This window comes from Paracoccus lichenicola (assembly GCF_009708075.1).
In the GTDB taxonomy this organism is placed as follows: domain Bacteria; phylum Pseudomonadota; class Alphaproteobacteria; order Rhodobacterales; family Rhodobacteraceae; genus Paracoccus; species Paracoccus lichenicola.
Genome location: NZ_WMBT01000009.1, coordinates 128,610 through 145,193 on the forward strand (window position 1 = coordinate 128,610; position 16,584 = coordinate 145,193).

The 16,584-nt window shown below is 66.9% G+C and carries 12 protein-coding genes and 1 tRNA gene; 11 read left to right on the plus strand and 2 right to left on the minus strand.

Annotation, left to right across the window (positions count from 1 at the left end; genetic code table 11):
• Positions 1 to 69: 69 nt before the first annotated feature.
• The 3 genes from edd (at position 70) to GIY56_RS14155 (ending at position 2,947) form a co-directional block, all read left to right on the plus strand.
• The gene (gene edd / locus GIY56_RS14145) at positions 70 to 1,872 is read left to right on the plus strand and encodes a phosphogluconate dehydratase (RefSeq protein ID WP_154765479.1); all 1,803 of its coding nucleotides are present in this window, start codon (positions 70 to 72) and stop codon (positions 1,870 to 1,872) included.
• Positions 1,873 to 1,919: 47 nt separating this feature from the next.
• Positions 1,920 to 2,009: transfer RNA gene (locus GIY56_RS14150), tRNA-Ser, on the plus strand.
• A gap of 590 nt (positions 2,010 to 2,599) precedes the next feature.
• Positions 2,600 to 2,947, plus strand: coding sequence for a hypothetical protein (locus GIY56_RS14155; protein ID WP_154765480.1), 348 nt, complete (start codon positions 2,600 to 2,602; stop codon positions 2,945 to 2,947).
• A gap of 69 nt (positions 2,948 to 3,016) precedes the next feature.
• On the opposite strand, the gene GIY56_RS14160 is transcribed toward GIY56_RS14155, so the two are convergent.
• Entirely contained in the window at positions 3,017 to 3,781 is a 765-nt protein-coding gene (locus tag GIY56_RS14160; protein WP_154765481.1) for a DeoR/GlpR family DNA-binding transcription regulator, read from the minus strand.
• A 145-nt stretch (positions 3,782 to 3,926) separates the two neighbouring features.
• Here GIY56_RS14160 and glpD point away from each other — a divergent pair, with 145 nt between their 5' ends.
• The 8 genes from glpD to GIY56_RS14200 all read left to right on the plus strand — a co-directional run bounded on the left by glpD (position 3,927) and on the right by GIY56_RS14200 (position 14,286).
• Positions 3,927 to 5,477 (plus strand): glycerol-3-phosphate dehydrogenase, encoded by a 1,551-nt coding sequence (glpD, locus tag GIY56_RS14165; RefSeq protein ID WP_154765482.1) that lies wholly within the window; start codon positions 3,927 to 3,929, stop codon positions 5,475 to 5,477.
• Complete coding sequence (locus GIY56_RS14170; RefSeq protein WP_154765483.1) at positions 5,474 to 6,538, plus strand: ABC transporter ATP-binding protein; 1,065 nt, start codon at positions 5,474 to 5,476, stop codon at positions 6,536 to 6,538. Before glpD ends, GIY56_RS14170 begins: the two co-directional genes overlap by 4 nt.
• Positions 6,538 to 7,617: an ABC transporter ATP-binding protein gene (locus tag GIY56_RS14175; RefSeq protein ID WP_154765484.1), complete on the plus strand. Its 1,080-nt coding sequence runs from the start codon at positions 6,538 to 6,540 to the stop codon at positions 7,615 to 7,617. The genes GIY56_RS14170 and GIY56_RS14175 overlap by 1 nt, the downstream gene beginning before the upstream one ends.
• Entirely contained in the window at positions 7,617 to 8,483 is an 867-nt protein-coding gene (locus GIY56_RS14180) for a carbohydrate ABC transporter permease (RefSeq protein WP_154765485.1), read from the plus strand. The genes GIY56_RS14175 and GIY56_RS14180 overlap by 1 nt, the downstream gene beginning before the upstream one ends.
• Positions 8,480 to 9,289: a carbohydrate ABC transporter permease gene (locus GIY56_RS14185; RefSeq protein ID WP_154765486.1), complete on the plus strand. Its 810-nt coding sequence runs from the start codon at positions 8,480 to 8,482 to the stop codon at positions 9,287 to 9,289. The genes GIY56_RS14180 and GIY56_RS14185 overlap by 4 nt, the downstream gene beginning before the upstream one ends.
• A complete protein-coding gene (locus tag GIY56_RS14190; RefSeq protein ID WP_154765487.1) occupies positions 9,289 to 9,690 on the plus strand; it encodes a DUF2160 domain-containing protein in 402 nt (133 codons plus the stop codon). Before GIY56_RS14185 ends, GIY56_RS14190 begins: the two co-directional genes overlap by 1 nt.
• 39 nt (positions 9,691 to 9,729) lie before the next feature.
• Complete coding sequence (locus GIY56_RS14195; RefSeq protein ID WP_154765488.1) at positions 9,730 to 11,445, plus strand: ABC transporter substrate-binding protein; 1,716 nt, start codon at positions 9,730 to 9,732, stop codon at positions 11,443 to 11,445.
• Positions 11,446 to 11,649: 204 nt separating this feature from the next.
• The gene (locus GIY56_RS14200; RefSeq protein WP_154765489.1) at positions 11,650 to 14,286 is read left to right on the plus strand and encodes an ATP-binding protein; all 2,637 of its coding nucleotides are present in this window, start codon (positions 11,650 to 11,652) and stop codon (positions 14,284 to 14,286) included.
• On the opposite strand, the gene uvrB is transcribed toward GIY56_RS14200, so the two are convergent.
• A complete protein-coding gene (uvrB, locus tag GIY56_RS14205; protein ID WP_154765490.1) occupies positions 14,283 to 16,469 on the minus strand; it encodes an excinuclease ABC subunit UvrB in 2,187 nt (728 codons plus the stop codon). The two genes, GIY56_RS14200 and uvrB, sit on opposite strands and share 4 nt — an antisense overlap.
• Positions 16,470 to 16,584 lie beyond the last annotated feature (115 nt).

Below are 16,584 nucleotides of genomic sequence, written 5' to 3' on the forward strand. Positions count from 1 at the left end.
GCAGCCGCGACAAGCGTTATTGAACCGTTAACGCTAACAGCGTATATTGTTGCCAAGAAGGAGCCAGCCATGACCCTGCACGCCACCATCGACCGCGTCACCGACCGGATCCGCAGCCGGTCCCGGACCACGCGCGAAGCCTACCTGACCAAGATCGCCCGCGCCGCCGCCGACGGCCCGCGCCGCGCCCATCTGAACTGCGGCAACCAGGCCCATGCCTATGCCGCGATGCCCGACAAGGACGACCTGGCCCTGTCGCGCAAGCCCAACATCGGCATCGTCACCGCCTATAACGACATGCTGTCGGCCCATCAGCCGTATGAGCGTTTTCCCGACCTGATCCGCCGCGCGGGCAACGCGGCAGGCGCCACCGTCCAGGTCGCGGGCGGCGTTCCCGCCATGTGCGACGGCGTGACGCAAGGCCGCGCGGGGATGGAGCTGTCGCTGTTTTCCCGCGACGTGATCGCGCTGGCGGCGGGCGTGGCGCTGTCGCACGACTGCTTCGACGCGGCGGTCTATCTGGGCGTCTGCGACAAGATCGTGCCGGGCCTGGTCATGGCCGCCGCGACATTCGGCCATGTGCCCGCGGTGTTCCTGCCCGCCGGTCCCATGCCCTCGGGCCTGCCCAATAACGAGAAATCCCGCGTCCGCCAGCAATTCGCCGCAGGCGAGGTCGGCCGCGACGCCCTGATGGCGGCCGAGATGGCGTCCTATCATTCCCCCGGCACCTGCACCTTCTACGGCACCGCCAATTCCAACCAAATGCTGATGGAGTTCATGGGCCTGCACCTGCCGGGCAGCAGCTTCGTGAACCCCAACACCCCCCTGCGCGACGCCCTGACCGTGGCGGGCGTCCAGCGCGCCGCCGCGATCACGCGGCTTGGCAACGACTATCTGCCCGCGGGCGAGGTTCTGGACGAAAAGGCCTTCGTGAACGGCATCGTGGGCCTGATGGCGACCGGCGGGTCCACGAACCTGGTGATGCACATCCCCGCCATGGCCAAGGCGGCGGGTATCCTGATCGACATCCAGGATTTCCACGACATCTCCGAAACCGTGCCCCTGATGGCCCGCGTCTATCCCAACGGGTTGGCCGACGTGAACCATTTCCACGCGGCGGGCGGCATCGGCTACATGATCGGCCAACTGCTCGACGCCGGGCTGCTGCACCCCGATGTCAAGACGATCCACGGCACCGGCCTGGACGGCTACACGTCCGAGCCGAAGCTGGACGGCGAGGCCATCCGGTGGGAGGAAGGATCCCGCGACACCCTGAACGACCGGATCCTGCGTCCCGCGCACGACCCCTTCGCCAAGACCGGCGGGCTGAAGCAACTGGGCGGCAACCTGGGCCGGGGCGTCATCAAGATCAGCGCCGTGGCCGCCGAGCGTCATGTCATCGAGGCCCCCGCCCGCGTGTTCAGCGACCAGGAGCAGGTCAAGGACGCCTTCAAGGCGGGCGAGTTCACGGAGGACACGGTGGTCGTCGTCCGCTTCCAGGGACCGCGCGCCAACGGGATGCCCGAACTGCATTCGCTGACGCCGATCCTGGCCGTCCTGCAGGACCGGGGTTTGAGGGTCGCGCTGCTGACCGACGGCCGCATGTCCGGCGCCTCGGGCAAGGTTCCCGCCGCCATCCACATCTCGCCCGAGGCCTCGGTCGGCGGTCCCCTGGCCCGGGTCCGCGACGGCGACCTGATCCGCCTGGACGCCGCTTCCGGCACCATCGACTGCCTCGCCCCGGATTTCGACGCCCGCCCCGCGGCGGTGCATGACCCGGTCCCCAGCAGCGAGGGCATGGGCCGCGAACTGTTCGCCGCCTTCCGCGCGGTCGCAGGCCCCGCCACCGAGGGCGCAGGCGTGGTGGTCTGACGCTTGGACCTTGGCAATCCGTTTGCCAGGGTTTACCCAAGCCCCACGGAGCAGTGGCCGAGCGGTCTAAGGCAGCGGTCTTGAAAACCGCCGGGCCAGTGATGGTCCCGTGGGTTCGAATCCCACCTGCTCCGCCACTTGCACATCGCAAAAGCGTTCTCGCAATCCGGCCGCGGCCGGATTTTTTTATTAAAGGCTTTTCCAGTTTGGCTGAGTACTGGCGTTCACGCCAGAAGGCCCCAACGCCCGCGTCAAGCTGGTAACAAAGCGAGATAGAACTCGATCCGCTCTGGGAACTTGGTGTGGCCCTGCCATGCACAAAGCGGATTACGTCCGGGTGCCCCCGTTCTGCGGTTGTGCCAACCGCAATGCTGCCATGCAGCATCGGCGGTTGCGGTGGGCAGCCGGAAGGACGACCTTGAGAGACAGGGGGGAAACGGCTTTGTCTTTCGCAAGGAGTTTCCGCACGGTGATCATCGCTTCCGCTCACCACAGGCCTGCCGGGTTTTCGGCTGCCTTGCCGCCATCTCCGCCTTGCGCAGCAAGCCGCTTCACCACGATGCCGGATAAACCCCGGGCGCAGGCACCGGCCTGGATCGTGATCCGGTGTCGCACCGCAGCCTGCTGTCCAGACGCCTAAACCGGCAAGCCCATTGACCATTCCGCAGGGACCGTTTGCGCCACGCCGCCATCCTGGACCCTGCCCTTATCAAGAAGGAACCTGACAATGAAAACCATCCTGATCTCTGCCTTTGCCGCGCTGGCCCTTGCGGCCCCTGCCGTTGCCGAAGTCGCCGTGCTGTCCGCCCCGTTCCAGGCGGCAAGCCTTCATGCCGGCGCGCTGGACATGGCCGCCTATCGCACGGATCTGCCCGACGGGGCGCATGAAGTCACCGCCATGTTCCGCGGCCGCGGCAACCAAGAACCGCAGCGTGTCGTGATGCGCCTGGACGGCCAGGACGAGGTGCAGTTCTCGATGCCGGGCGAGCCGCAGACGCTTTATACCTTCGCGGACAAGGGCGATGTGGTCGAGATTTCGGCCCAGGGTGCCGCAGTGCAACTGGCCACGCGATAAGGCGCGGGCCTTCATGCATCATTCAAAGCGCTGATCCCTGCGGGTCGGCGCCGCGCCCGAAAGCGTGGTTCACGCTCCCCCGGACGCCACCACCACCCGCGTTCCCCCCTCCTCGCAGACCCTGCGCAGGCCTTCCGGCACCGGCCGGTCGATGAAGACCGCGTCCAGTTCGGCCAGCGACACCACCCGGATCGGGGCCTTCTGCGCCAGCTTGGCCGAATCCGTCACCAGCCAGCGTTCGCGCGCCTGGCGCAGGATCGCGCGGCTGACGCGCACCTCGGCCAGGTCGAAGTCGAGGATGTCGCCGTCCTCGTCCAGGGCCGAGCAGCCGATGATGGCGAAGTCGGTCTTGAAATTCGCCATGAACTCGCTGGTGAGATCCCCCACCAGCCCGCCGTCGGACCGGCGCAGCAACCCGCCCGCTACCAGAACCTCGCAACTGTCGTTGGCGGCCAGGATGTTGGCCACGTTCATGTTGTTCGTCACCACCGTCAGGTTCCGGTGGCGCAGCAACGCGCGGGCCACGGCCTCGGTCGTGGTGCCGATGTTCAGGATCACGGAACTGTTGTCAGGGATCTGGGCGGCGCAGGCGCGGCCGATGGCGGCCTTGGCGTCCTCGTTCATGCGCCGGCGTTCCTCGTAGGCAATGTTGCTGGCGCCGCTGCGCAGGATCGCGCCGCCATGGACGCGGTCCAAGACGCCCTGGTCGGCCAGTTCCGCCAGGTCGCGGCGGATCGTCTGGGGCGTCACCTCGAGGCGCGCCGACAGATCCTCGACGCTGGCCCGGCCCGAGGCGCGCACGAGTTCCAGGATCTGCATCTGCCTGATGTTCATCCGCCCTGCCCTTCCCGTGCCGTTCTTCCAGAAGACCGCGCGCCGCCCGTCTGTCAAGCGAAAGAAAGTGCGCGCAAACGAACATCCATGTTGACAGAATGGGTGCGCGGATGTTCGACTTGTCTTCGGAGAGAGGGGGCGGGCGATGTCGGCAACGACGGATCTGTTCGTCATAGGCGGCGGGATCAACGGCACGGGGATCGCCCGGGATGCTGCCGGGCGGGGTCTTTCCGTGCGTCTGGCGGAACAGGGCGACCTGGCCGGGGCGACCAGCAGCGCATCCACCAAGCTGTTCCATGGCGGGCTGCGTTACCTGGAATTCCTGGAACTGCGCCTAGTGCGGGAATCGCTGCGCGAACGCGAGGTGCTGTTGCGCGCGATGCCGCATATCGCCTGGCCGATGCGTTTTGTCCTGCCGCTGGATCCGCGGATGCGCTTTGCCGGAGATTCGCCGGTGTCGCGGCTGTTGTCGATCGCGATGCCCTGGGCGCGCGGCCATCGCCCGAACCTGGTGATCCGGGCGGGGCTGTTCCTGTATGACACGCTTGGCGCGCGGGAAATCCTGCCCGGCACCTCGGCGCTGGATCTGCGCGGCGCGCCTGAGGGTGCGCCGTTGCAGGACCGGCTGGTGCGGGCCTATGAATATTCCGACGCCTGGGTGGACGATGCCCGCCTGGTGGTGCTGAACGCGCGCGACGCGGCGGCGCGCGGGGCCGACATCATCGTCGGCACCCGCGTGACCGAGGCCCGGCGCGAGGGCGAGGGCTGGAGGGTCCGCCTTTCCGACGGGCGCGGCTTCCGGGCGCGGGTGCTGGTGAATGCCGCCGGTCCCTGGGCGGGGCAGGTCATCCGCGACGTGGCGCATCTGCCCTCGACCGAGCGGGTGCGGCTGGTGCGCGGCAGCCATATCGTCACGCGCCGGCTGTTCGACCACGACAAGGCCTATTTCCTGCAAGGCCGCGACGGGCGGATCGTCTTTGCCATTCCCTATCAGAACGACTTCACCCTGATCGGCACCACCGACGTGGACCACGACGGCCCGCCCGACCAAGCGGTCTGCACGCCCGAGGAGGTCGCCTATCTGTGCGACTTCGTGTCCGGATATTTCCGGCGGCCGGTGACGCCTGCGGACGTGGTCTGGACCTATTCGGGCGTGCGGCCGCTTTACGACGACGGCTCGTCCTCGGCCACGGCGGCGACGCGCGATTACGTGCTGTCGCTGGACGCGGACGGCCCGCCCTGCCTGCACGTCTTCGGCGGCAAGATCACCACCTATCGCCGGTTGGCCGAGGCCGCGATGGCGAAGCTTGCCCCCCATCTGCCCGGCGCGGGCGGGCCTTGGACCGCGGGCGTCCCCCTGCCCGGCGGCGATTTCCCGGTGGACGGCGCGGGGGCGCTGACGGACGCCCTGCGGCGCGACCATCCCTTCCTGACCGCCGGCTGGGCGAACCGTCTTGTGCGCGCCTATGGGACCGAGGCTGCGCAGGTCTTGGGGGGCGCAAAGACGGCCGCCGACCTGGGGCGCGACTTCGGCGCGACATTGACCGAATCCGAACTGCGGTGGATGATCCGGCAGGAATGGGCGCGCGACGCGCAGGCGGTGCTGTGGCGGCGGTCCAAGCTGGGCCTGCGGCTGTCGCCCGAACAGGTCGCGGCGGTCGAGGATTACATTGCCAGCGAAAGGGTCGCCGCATGACGCTGGAGCTTCGGGGCGTTTCCAAGGAAGTCGCAGGCCAGGCCTGGACCCATCCCACGGATCTGGTGCTGGCGCCGGGCAGCATGAACGTGCTGCTGGGACCGACGCTGTCGGGCAAGACCACGCTGATGCGGCTGATGGCGGGGCTGGACCAGCCCACCGCCGGGCGGATCCTGTGGCAGGGCCGGGACGTGACCGGCCAGCGGGTGCAGGACCGGGGCGTGGCGATGGTTTACCAGCAGTTCATCAACTATCCATCCATGACCGTTTACGACAACATCGCCTCCCCCCTGCGCCTGCAACGCGTGGCACGGGCCGAGATCGACCGCCGCGTGCGTGAAACCGCCGCGATGATGCGCCTCACGCCCTTCCTGGACCGCCGCCCGCTGGAACTGTCGGGCGGCCAGCAGCAGCGCACGGCGCTGGCGCGCGCCCTGGTCAAGGGTGCCGGGCTGGTGCTGCTGGACGAGCCGCTGGCGAACCTCGACTACAAGCTGCGCGAGGAACTGCGCGCCGAGATCCCCCGCATCTTCGAGGCGTCCGGCGCGATCTTCGTCTATGCCACCACCGAACCCGAGGAGGCGCTGCTGCTGGGCGGCAACACTGCGACCCTGTGGGAAGGCCGGGTGACGCAGTTCGGTCCCACGCCCCAGGTCTATCGCGCCCCGCAGGACGCCGTGACGGCGCGCGTCTTTAGCGACCCGCCGATGAATTTCAAACCTGTCGTTGTGACGGGCGGAGAGGCCGCGCTGGACGATGCCCGCTGGCCGGTCGATGTCCCGGACGGCCCCTATACCGCAGGCTTTCGCGCGGCCCACCTGACGCTGGACCAGACCCCGCGCGCCATTCCCTTGGCCGCCCGCCTTGACGCGACCGAGATCACCGGGGCCGAGACCTATCTGCACCTGCTGCACGGGCAGGACCGCTGGGTCGGTCTGGTCCCCGGCGTGCGCCGGCTGGCGCAGGGACCGCTGACGGTGTGGCTGGATCCGGCTCATGTCTATCTGTTCGACCAGTGCGGCAGGCTTGCCCGCGCCGCCCCCTATGCACGGGCGGCATGATGGCGCGGATCACCCTGGACAACCTTGCCCACAGCTACAGCCCCGCGCCCAAGGGGGATGCCGACTGGGCGCTGAAGCCCATGTCGCTGACCTGGCGCGACGGCGGGGCCTATGCGCTGCTGGGTTCCTCGGGCTGCGGCAAGACCACGCTGCTGAACATCATCTCGGGCCTTCTGCACCCCTCGCGCGGGCAGGTGCTGTTCGGCGATCGCGACGTGACGACCCTGCCCACGGCGGACCGCAACATCGCGCAGGTGTTCCAGTTCCCGGTCGTCTATGACACGATGACGGTGCGCCAGAACCTTGCCTTCCCGCTGAAGAACCGGGGCCTGCCTGCGGACCGGATCGCCGCGCGGGTGGCCTCGGTTGCCCGCATGATCGGGATGGAGGACAGGCTGGACCGCCGCGCGCGGGGCCTGACGGCGGATGCCAAGCAGAAGATCAGCCTGGGCCGCGGCATGGTCCGCCAGGACGTGAACGCGATCCTGTTCGACGAGCCGCTGACGGTGATCGACCCGCAGATGAAATGGGAGCTGCGCACCCAACTCAAGGCGCTCCACCGAGAATTCGGCCACACGATGATCTATGTCACCCACGACCAGACCGAGGCGCTGACCTTCGCCGACGAGGTGGTGGTCATGTCCGAGGGCCGCGTCGTGCAGGCCGGCACGCCGCAGTCGCTGTTCGACGCGCCCGCCCATACCTTCGTGGGCTATTTCATCGGCTCGCCCGGCATGAACCTGCTGGATGCGCAGATCGCGGGCGCCACCGCCTTCGTCGATGGAACCGCGATCCCGTTGGCTGCCCCGTATGCCCCGTCCGCAGGACGCGTGCAGATCGGCATCCGCCCCGACGCCGTGCGCCCCGCGACCGAGGGCCTGCCCTTCCATCTGGTCCGGGTCGAGGACGTGGGCCACCACCGCATCCTACGCGGCGAGGTGGCGGGCACGCCCTTCAACGTCGTGGTCCCCGAGGGCGAACCGATCCCCGCCGGTTTCGACCGCATCGCGCTGGATCCGGCCCGGATCGGCGTCTTCGTCGATGACTGGCGCATCGAACCCCGGGAAAGGGCCGCATGATGGACAAGCCTGTCAACAACCGCGCCTGGTTCCTGGTCCTGCCGGTGCTGATCGTGGTCGCCTTTTCCGCCGTGATCCCGCTGATGACGGTGGTGAACTACTCGGTGCAGGACACCTTCGGCAACAACCAGTTCTTCTGGAACGGCCTCGGCTGGTTCCAGGAGGTGCTGGAGTCGGACCGCATCCACGCGGCCCTTGGCCGGCAACTGCTGTTTTCCGCCATCATCCTGGCCATCGAGATCCCGCTGGGCATCTTCATCGCGCTGAACATGCCCAAGCGCGGCTTCTGGGCCAGCCTTGTCCTGGTGCTGATGGCCCTGCCCCTGCTGATCCCGTGGAACGTGGTGGGCACGATCTGGCAGGTGTTCGGGCGCGTGGACATCGGGTTGCTGGGGCATACGCTGGCGGCGATGGGCTTCGACTACAACTATGTGAACGATCCGGTGGACGCCTGGGCCACGATCATCGTCATGGACGTGTGGCACTGGACCAGCCTTGTCGCGCTGCTCTGCTATGCGGGCCTGCAATCCATCCCGGATGCCTATTACCAGGCCGCCCGCATCGACCAGGCCAGCCGCTGGGGCGTCTTCCGGTATATCGAGTTGCCCAAGATGGGGGGCGTGTTGCTGATTGCGGTGCTGCTGCGCTTCATGGACAGCTTCATGATCTATACCGAGCCTTTCGTCGTCACCGGCGGCGGTCCCGGCAACGCCACCACCTTCCTGTCCATCGACCTGGTGAAGATGGCGATCGGGCAGTTCGACCTTGGCCCGGCGGCGGCCTTCAGCCTGATCTATTTCCTGGTGATCCTGCTGATTTCCTGGGTCTTCTACACCGTCATGACCGCACAAAGGGAAACGCCATGACGCGCGCATCCCGGGGTTCTGCGGTGGTGATGACGCTGTATCTGCTGTTCCTGCTGGTGCCGATCTACTGGCTGCTGAACATGAGCCTGAAGACCAATGCCGAGATCACCGGCGCCTTCAGCCTGTATCCCCTGAACCCCACGCTGGCGAACTACCGCACGATCCTGACGGACCCCAGCTGGTACATGGGCTATGTCAACAGCCTGATCTATGTGGTGATGAACACGGCGCTGTCGCTGGCCGTGGCCCTGCCCGCCGCCTATGCCTTCAGCCGCTATCGCTTCCTGGGCGACAAGCACCTGTTCTTCTGGCTGCTGACGAACCGCATGGCCCCGCCCGCCGTCTTCGCCCTGCCCTTCTTCCAGCTTTATTCGGCGGTCGGGCTGTTCGACACCCATATCGCGGTGGCTCTGGCGCATTGCCTGTTCAACGTGCCGCTGGCCGTCTGGATCCTGGAAGGCTTCATGTCCGGCGTCCCGCGCGAAATCGACGAGACCGCCTATATCGACGGCTATTCCTTCCCGCGCTTCTTCGTGCGGATCTTCATGCCCCTGATCGCCAGCGGCATCGGCGTCGCGGCCTTCTTCTGCTTCATGTTCAGTTGGGTGGAACTGCTGCTGTCGCGCACCCTGACCTCGGTGAACGCCAAGCCCATCGCGGCGACGATGACGCGGACGGTCAGCGCAAGCGGCCTCGACTGGGGCGTGCTGGCCGCGGCGGGGGTGCTGACGATCCTGCCGGGCGCGCTGGTGATCTGGTTCGTGCGAAACTACATCGCCAAGGGCTTTGCCCTGGGGAGGGTGTGATGCGCAACCGTTCCCTTGCCATGGGCTTCACCCTCGCCGCCCTGCTGATGCTGGGCCTGCTGGCCTGGCTGGTCCTGCGGGTTCCGTCCGAGGACGGCGTCCGCGAATGGACCGGCAGCCTCGATCCCGGCGGCTGGATGGCCTGGACCTTTCCGGCCGCGCTGTTCTTCTGGGTGATCGCCGCGCTGCTGCTGGCCTTCACCTGGGCCGCCATCCGGTTCCCCGAGACGCCGCGCAGGGGCGCGCTTCGCATCTGGACCACCCGGGGCGACCGGCTGTTTATCAGCCTGCTCGGCTCGGCCTTCATCAACCTCGCCTGGCTGGGCTTCGGGGGAACGCCCGCCTGGGGAGGATTGATCCTGTCACTGATCTACGCCGCGGCGGTGTTCCGCTGGGTGTGAAACCGGGCCGCAAAGGCCCATCCTGGGGAGGAGACACGAATGAGACTGCACCTGACGACGGCCATGGCGCTTGCGCTGATGGTCACGGGCGCGCAGGCCGGCATCGAGGAGGCCAAGGCCTTCCTGGACGCCGAGATCGGCGACATGTCGAGCCTGGACCGCGCCGCGCAAGAGGCCGAGATGCAATGGTTCATCGACGCCGCCCAACCCTTCGCGGGGATGGAGATCAAGGTGGTGTCCGAAACCATCACCACCCATGAATACGAGGCCAAGACCCTCGCCCCCGCCTTCACGGCGATCACCGGCATCAAGCTGACCCACGACCTGATCGGCGAAGGCGACGTGGTGGAAAAGCTGCAAACGCAGATGCAGTCGGGCGAGAACATCTATGACGCCTATGTCAACGACAGCGACCTGATCGGCACTCACTGGCGCTACCAGCAGGCACGAAACCTGACCGACTGGATGGCGAACGCGGGCAAGGACGTGACGAACCCGAACCTCGACATCGACGACTTCATCGGCAAGTCCTTCACCACCGCGCCGGACGGGAACCTGTACCAGCTGCCCGACCAGCAGTTCGCGAACCTGTATTGGTTCCGCAAGGATTGGTTTGACGACGAGACGAACAAGGCCGAGTTCAAGGAAAAATACGGCTATGACCTGGGCGTGCCCGTCACCTGGTCGGCCTATGAGGACATCGCCGAGTTCTTCACAGGCCGCGAGATCGACGGCAAGACGGTCTTCGGCCACATGGATTACGGCAAGAAAGACCCCTCGCTTGGCTGGCGCTTCACCGATGCGTGGCTCTCGATGGCGGGGAACGGCGACAAGGGCATTCCGAACGGCTTGCCGGTGGACGAATGGGGCATTCGCGTGGATGAAAACAGCCGCCCCGTCGGCAGTTGCACGGCGCGCGGCGGCGACACCAACGGCCCGGCGGCGGTCTATGCGATCCAGAAATACCTGGACTGGATGACCAAATACGCGCCCCCCGCCGCGCAGGGCATGACCTTCAGCGAAAGCGGCCCGGTGCCCAGCCAGGGCGAGGTGGCGCAGCAGATGTTCACCTATACCGCCTTCACCGCCGATTTCGTCAAGGAAGGCCTGCCCGTCGTGAACGAGGACGGGACGCCCAAATGGCGCTTCGCCCCGTCCCCCCACGGCGCCTATTGGCAGGACGGCATGAAGCTGGGCTATCAGGACGCGGGGTCGTGGACGCTGCTGAAATCGACGCCCGACGACCGCGCCAAGGCGGCCTGGCTTTACGCGCAGTTCGTGACCTCGAAGACGGTGGACGTGAAGAAAAGCCATGTCGGCCTGACCTTCATCCGCCAGTCCACGCTGGACCACCAGTCCTTCACCGACCGCGCCCCCAAGCTGGGCGGGCTGATCGAGTTCTATCGCAGTCCCGCCCGCCTGCAATGGTCGCCCACCGGGACCAACGTGCCGGATTATCCCAAGCTTGCCCAACTGTGGTGGCAGGCCATCGGCGACGCGGCCTCGGGCGCCAAGACCGCGCAAGAGGCGATGGACAGCCTGTGCGCGGAACAGGAAAAGGTGATGGAGCGGCTGGAACGCGCGGGCGTGCAGGGCGACATCGGTCCCAAGCTGGCCGAGGAGCATGACCTGGAATGGTGGAACGCCTATGCCAAGGAACACGGCGGCATCGCGCCCCAGCTGAAGCTGGAGAACGAGGATCCGCAGCCCGAAACCATCAGCTATGACGAGCTGGTGAAAAGCTGGCAGCAATAGCGGGACCGCAGCCATAGGGGAACCCGGGCTTCCCGGGTTCCCTCCGTCATCCAGCGGCGGTCCGATCGCCCGCCTGTCGGGGCATGACCCTGCGACACTCTTGCAGCTTCACGGCCTGCAAGCGAATATCCGCGCATCTCTGCCAGGCGGAACCCGTTCGGCCCGGCAAACGATTCCGGCAAGACGCGCGATCAGGACAGACAGATGAATATCGAAAGGCCCGCCGGCACCTGGCTGCCTGCCACCGACAGCCAGGTCGCGCGACAGATTGCGGGTCGCGACTGGTCGGCCACAGGCCTGGGTCCGCTGGAAACCTGGCCCGTATCCCTGCGCGCCGTCCTGTCGGCCATGCTGACCTGCCCGACGCCGATGTATCTGGCCTGGGGACCGGATCTGGTGTCCTTCTACAACGACGCCTATCGGCCGATCCTGGGTTACCGGGAAGCCCACGCGCTTGGCTGCCGCTTCCGGGATCTGTGGGCCAGCATCTGGGACGACATCGCCCCCCTGGTTGATGGCTGCCTGCGCGGCGAAAGCCAGCGGATGGTGGACATGCGGCTTGACCTCAGCCGCAAGGGCGCGCCCGAGGAAAGCTATTGGACCTTTACCTATTCGCCCGTCTTCGACGATGGCGGGCGCATCTGCGGCCTGCTTTGCGTCACGAACGAGACGACGGCCCGCATCCTGGCCGAACGCGCACGCGCCAAGGCGGACGAACGGCTGGTTCTGGCGATGTCGGCGGGCAACAGCATCGGCATCTGGGATTGGGACGTGATCGAGGATCGCGTCACCTCGGACAACCGCTTTGCCACGCTTTACGGCGTCGATGCGACGGTCGCCGCAGGGGGGACCAGCATCGGGGAATTCTTCAAGGGCATCCACCCCGACGACCGCGCAAGGGTGGAAACCGAGATCGCCGACACGATCCGCAGGGTCGGGTCGTTCGGTTCGGAATATCGCCTGCTGCGGGCGGACGGGACGGTGTGCTGGGTATCGGCGCAGGGACGCTGCATTCCCGGTCCCGACGGGACCTGCGTCCGCCTGCCCGGCGTCAGCCATGACATCACTGCCCGAAAGGAAGCCGAACTGAAGCTGCGCGCCGCCAAGGAGGAACGCGAGTTCGTTCTGGAACAGATCGGCCACCAGCGCATGTTGACCGACCCGCGCGAGATCCTGCACAGCGCGTCCGAGGCCCTGGGCAGGCGTCTTGGGGTGAACCGCGTCGGCTTCTATCGGCTGACCGGTCCGGACAGCATCTGCCACGAGGCGTCCTGGACCGACGGCACGCTGAAACCGCTTGCCGGGATCCAGGCGACGAATTTCTATGGCGACCACGCCGATGCCGAACGCCGCGCGGGCCGCGCGCTGATCTTCGGCGACAGCCGCCAGGATGCCGGGGGCGCGCTTGCGCCCTATGCCGCCGATGGCGTCCTGGCGGGCATCTGCGTGCCCCTGCTGACCGACGGGCACTGGGCGGCAGGCATCTATCTTCACCAAGCCGCCGTGCGCAACTGGTCCGAGCCGGAGATCACCCTGACTAAGGAAATCGTCCAGCAGACCTGGCTGGCCATGGAGCGCGCCGAGGCGCTGCGCAGCCTCAACCGCCGCGTCGAGGAGCAGGAGGCCGCCCTTGCCCAGCGAGAGATCGTCCTGCGCGAGGAGTTCGAGCGCCGCGAGGCCGCCGAACGCCAGTTGCGCCAGTTGCAGAAGATGGAGGCCGTGGGCCAGCTGACGGGCGGCATCGCGCATGACTTCAACAACATGCTGGCCGTGGTCATCAGCGGGCTGAACCTGACGCAGCGCCAGCTGGCGCGGGGCAACAGCGATGTGGGTCCCTATGTCGAGGGCGCGCTGGAGGGCGCGAACCGCGCCGCCGCCCTGACACAACGGCTGCTGTCCTTTTCCCGCCAGCAGCCCCTGGAACCGGCGGTGGTCGATGCCAACGGGCTGCTGACCGGATTGTCGGACATGCTGTCGCGGTCGCTGGGCGAGACGGTCGTGCTGGAAACACGCCTGCAGCCGGATCTGTGGGCCGTCAAGGTCGATCGCAACCAGCTGGAAAACGCCATCGTCAACCTGGCCGTCAACGCGCGCGACGCCATGCCCGACGGCGGGCGTGTCGTGCTGCAAACGGCGAATGCCCATCTGGACGGCGACCAGGTCCGCCTGTCCGGGATGGAGCCGGGCGACCATGTGCGCATCCGCGTCCTGGACACCGGCACCGGCATGACGCCCGAGGTCCTGTCCAAGGCCTTCGATCCGTTCTTCACCACCAAGCCCACCGGGCGGGGCACGGGACTGGGCCTCAGCCAGGTGTACGGCTTCATCCGCCAGTCGGGCGGGCATGTTGCGATCACGTCGCAGGTCGGGCAGGGCACGACCGTGGATCTGTATCTGCCGCGTTGCCTGGAAGGCGCCGTGCAGGCACCGCACGACCAGGCGGCGGACGTGCCCCCCGGCCGGCCCGAGGACGTGATCCTGGTGGCCGAGGACGAGGACCGCGTGCGCAGCTTCACCGTTTCCGCATTGCAAGACCTGGGATACACGGTGCTGGAAGCGGCTTCCGGCCCTGCCGCCCTGGCGATTCTGGAAGCGCGGGGGGACATCCGGCTGTTGTTCACCGATGTCGTCATGCCGCAGATGACCGGTTCGCAACTGGTCGAACAGGCACAAGCGATGCGCCCCGGCCTGGCGGTCCTTTACACCAGCGGCTATACCGGCAAGTCGCTGGAAACCGAGGACCGGGTCAGGGCCGGCGGAAACTTCCTGCCCAAGCCCTTCAGCTTCGACCAGCTGGCGCGCAAGATCGACGAGGCGCTGTCCCGCCCGGCGGCGGACTAGCGCCCCCGCTTGGACCGCTTGTTGCCGCCGCGCTGCCCTGCCCTGCCCGCCGTGGACCGGCCCGAGGCCTTGACGGCTTCCTCGGCCGCCTCCTCGATCACCGACTGGCGCGCCAGGGGATCGTCGGCCACGGCCAGTTCCACGGCCTCAAGCCGCTTGACCTCGTCGCGGATGCGGGCGGCTTCCTCGAATTCCAGGTTCTCGGCGGCCTTGCGCATCTGGCCGCGCAAGGCGTCCAGATGGGCTTGCAGGTTCGCGCCCACCATCGGGCGGTCCAGCCTGGCGGTGACGCGCGCCTGATCGGTATCGCCCTGCCACAGGCCCGCCAGCACGTCCTCGACGTTCTTGCGAACGGTTTGGGGCGTGATGCCGTGTTCGATGTTATAGGCCATCTGTTTCTGCCGGCGGCGTTCGGTTTCCGCCATGGCGCGTTCCATGCTGCCGGTGATGCGGTCGGCATAAAGGATCACCCGCCCTTCCACGTTGCGCGCCGCCCGCCCGATGGTCTGGATCAGCGAGGTTTCCGACCGCAGGAAGCCTTCCTTGTCCGCGTCTAGGATCGCCACAAGGCCGCACTCCGGGATGTCCAGCCCCTCGCGCAGCAGGTTGATGCCCACCAGCACGTCGAAGGCGCCAAGGCGCAGGTCGCGCAGGATCTCGATCCGCTCGATCGTGTCGATGTCGCTGTGCATGTAGCGGATGCGGATGCCCTGTTCGTGGAAATATTCGGTCAGATCCTCGGCCATGCGCTTGGTGAGCGTCGTGACCAGCGTCCGTAGCCCCGCCTTGCTGACGGTGCGGATCTCGTCCAGCAGGTCGTCCACCTGCATCTCGACCGGGCGGATCTCGATCTGCGGATCCAGAAGGCCGGTGGGGCGGATGATCTGTTCGGTGAAGACGCCGCCGGTCTGGTCCAGTTCCCATTGCGCGGGGGTGGCCGAGACGAAGACCGATTGCGGGCGCATGGCGTCCCATTCCTCGAACTTGAGCGGGCGGTTGTCCATGCAACTGGGCAGGCGGAAGCCGTGTTCGGCCAGCGTGAACTTGCGCCGGAAGTCGCCGCGATACATGCCGCCGATCTGCGGCACGCTGACGTGGGATTCGTCGGCAAAGACGATGGCGTTGTCGGGGATGAACTCGAACAGCGTGGGGGGCGGCTCGCCCGGGGCGCGGCCGGTCAGGTAGCGGGAATAGTTCTCGATCCCGTTGCAGACGCCGGTGGCCTCCAGCATCTCGAGGTCGAAGTTGGTGCGCTGTTCCAGACGCTGGGCTTCCAGCAGCTTGCCTTCGTCCACCAGCTGCTTCAGGCGCCCCTGCAATTCCGCCTTGATGCCCTTGATGGCCTGCTGCAACGTCGGGCGCGGCGTGACGTAGTGGCTGTTGGCATAGATGCGGATCTGGCGGAAGTTGTCGGTCTTCTGCCCGGTCAGCGGATCGAATTCGGTGATCGCCTCAAGCTCGTTCCCGAAGAAGTCGAAGCGCCAGGCGCGGTCTTCCAGGTGGGCGGGCCAGACCTCGACCACGTCGCCCTTGACGCGAAAGCCGCCGCGCTGAAAGGCCGCGTCCAGGCGGCGGTATTGCTGGGCGACAAGCTGGGCGATGAATTCGCGCTGGTCATAGCTGTCGCCCACGACCATGTCCTGCGTCATGGCCGAATAGGTTTCGACCGAGCCGATGCCGTAGATGCAGGACACCGAGGCCACGATGATCACGTCGTCGCGTTCCAGCAGCGCGCGGGTGGCCGAATGGCGCATCCGGTCGATGGCCTCGTTGATCTGGGATTCCTTCTCGATATAGGTGTCCGACCGCGGCACATAGGCCTCGGGCTGGTAATAGTCGTAGTAGCTGACAAAGTATTCGACAGCGTTGTCGGGGAAGAAGCCCTTGAATTCGCCGTAAAGCTGGGCGGCCAGCGTCTTGTTGGGGGCCAGGATGATGGCGGGGCGCTGCGTCGCCTCGATCACCTTGGCCATGGTGAAGGTCTTGCCCGTGCCGGTCGCCCCCAACAGCACCTGGTCGCGTTCGCCCGCCTGCACGCCCTGGGCCAGTTCGACGATGGCCGTCGGCTGGTCGCCTGCGGGTTCGAAGTCGGTTTTCAGCACGAAGCGCCGCCCGCCTTCCAGCTTGGGGCGGGTGACTTCGAGGGGACGCGCGACGGGCGCGTTGGTGTTGTTGTGACCCATGGGCACCCTTCATGCGGCAGAGTCTGTAAGGTGTGGCGCCGCGCGCGAAAGTCAACCGGGGCTGCTGACGGAATGTGGCAGCAGGGGGCGCTCGCGCCCCCTCTTGGCCTGCGGC